This window comes from Okeania sp. SIO3I5, assembly GCF_010672085.1.
Classification (GTDB): Bacteria; Cyanobacteriota; Cyanobacteriia; order Cyanobacteriales; family Microcoleaceae; genus Trichodesmium.
Map to the genome: position 1 here is coordinate 1 of NZ_JAAHHT010000321.1, position 2286 is coordinate 2286.

At 40.8% G+C, this 2286-nt stretch carries 2 protein-coding genes; one reads left to right on the plus strand and one right to left on the minus strand.

Annotation, left to right across the window (positions count from 1 at the left end; translation table 11 throughout):
* Nucleotides 1–498 (plus strand): hypothetical protein (locus tag F6K40_RS36490; protein WP_293143969.1); only part of this gene is annotated, 498 nt, incomplete at its 5' end.
* Here the strand turns inward: F6K40_RS36490 and F6K40_RS36495 are convergent.
* On the minus strand, nucleotides 450–2286 hold a 1837-nt coding region (locus F6K40_RS36495), incomplete at its 5' end, for a glycosyltransferase family 2 protein (protein WP_293143971.1). The genes F6K40_RS36490 and F6K40_RS36495 overlap by 49 nt on opposite strands.

The following is a 2286-nucleotide window of genomic DNA, read 5'->3' on the forward strand; positions in this document are numbered from 1 at the left end:
GTGTCGGAAGTCTCGGAGGTCTCGGAGCTGTGGGGAGTGTCGGAAGTCTCGGAGGTCTCGGAGCTGTGGGGAGTGTCGGAGGTGTGGGGAGTGTGGGGAGTGTGGGGAGTGTCGGAGGTGTCGGAAGTGTCGGAGGTCTCGGAAGTCTCGGAGGTCTCGGAGGTGTGGGGAGTGTTGGAAGTCTCGGAGGTCTCAGAGGTGTGGGGAGTGTCGGAGGTGTGGGGAGTGTCGGAGGTCTCGGAGGTCTCGCAAGTGTCGGAGGTCTCGCAAGTGTCGGAGGTCTCGCAAGTGTCGGAGGTCTCGGAAGTGTCGGAGGTCTCAGAGGTGTGGGGAGTGTCGGAAGTGTCGGAGGTCTCGGAGATGTGGTCAGAAATTACAAAACTTATGTATCTTCGCCATTACGCGAACAGGACTCCCCGACTCCCCGACTCCCCTACTCCCCTACTCCCCTACTCCCCTACTCCCCTACTCCAATATGGGTCTCCCAGATCCATATAAATTTGCCATTGATCTAACAGCAACATATAATCAACCACATCATAATTTTCCTGCCTATGTTTTTCTGATTCATGGTTAATTAAAACACAGCGAGGAGTCAACAAAATTCGCTTACCTTTCTTTCTCAATTTCAAACACAAATCAACATCCTGATAATCAGAGAAAAAATGTTCATTAAAACCACCTACCAACTCAAAATTTTCCCGACTCACCATCAAACAATCTCGACTTAGAGCAGATACCTCTCTTGCACAAACTAAAGAACCTGCATAACCATCATCATTAGTAGGAAAACCTCGCATCACATAATTAACTTTTCCCGATTTTCCTAACACAATACCCGCGTGTTCAACAGTTCCATTGGGGAAAACTAACAACCCTCCCACAGCACCAATATCAGATTGTTCCGCATAATATAAAAGATGTCTTTGCCAATCTTCAACCGCAGGTTCTAAATTAATATTCAGAAAAACAAAATAGTCACCTTGAGCAGTTTTTGCACCCAAATTATAAGCACGAGAATAATTAAACTTACCGGGTAAACTTAAAACTTTCACAGCAGGATTTTCAATTAAATTCTCTGCGTCATTGCCACCAATTAAAATTACTTCATTTTCGGGATAAGTAGAAATAGACAAGAAATTTTCCAACCATTGAGCGAGACTTTCCGAAATATGAGGACTAGCAATAATCAAACTAATCAAAGGATAATTCTTTCTTGGCAAAGGATTAATATTTACCCGATGTTTACCCAAACCAGGTTCTGCTTTTGCCGCCAAACCAATTCTTTCTAAATGAGCATTAACAGCAGCTTGTTGTACTACTTCAATACCAGCTTTAGCATCAGCATCTCCCGAAATACTTCCCTGAACTTGTCGCCAATGATAAAGATGCTTATAAATATGAGCAATTTTATTAGTTTGCTCGGAAACTCTTAACATAAACTCATAATCTTGTACCCCATCAAATTCACTTTTAAAACCTCCAGCAACTAAAGCTATTTCTCGACGAACACATAATAAATGACCGACATACATTACACCACGAAAATATTCAGGTGACCAATCAGGTTTAAAGAATGGGTGAATATAATTTAAGCCAGAAAAATCAATTTTATCCTCATCAGAATAAACCACATCAAATCCTTCTACGAGTTTATCCAAACTATTTTCTAAAGCTGTCGGTGCGAGAGTATCATCATGGTCTAATAAACAAATAAATTCTCCTTTTGCCATATTTAGTGCCTTATTTGTCGCAGCACTAATACCGCCATTATCTTCTGAAAATAGCACTTTAATTCTCGATTCTTTTTCTGCCAAACCAGCAAGAACATTTCTAATTTCTGACTGTTTCGATCCATCATCAACAATGCACCATTCCCAGTTAGGAATAGATTGATTAAGAACACTCAAAACTGTTTCCACAAACCAATCTAAAGAGGAATTCCAAGTAGGAGTTAGGATACTAATAGAAGGTTGAGAAAAATCTCCTCTTGCTTCTTCTTTCTTCTTTCTTCCTTCCATTAAAATTACTGGATTAATAATTTCCCAGAACTTTTCAACCGTTACTCCTGATAAACCCAATAATTCCTGTTTTTTTTGTGTCGGGATTTGGTTTCCCAACCCAGACAAATTATTAACTTCTACCACTGGTGTAGTCGGAATTTTTTTTGCCGTAGAAGTTTGGTTTCCCAACCCAGACAAATTATTAACTTCTACCACTGGTGTAGTCGGAATTTTTTTTGCCGTAGAAGTTTGGTTTCCCAACCCAGACAAATTATTAACTTCT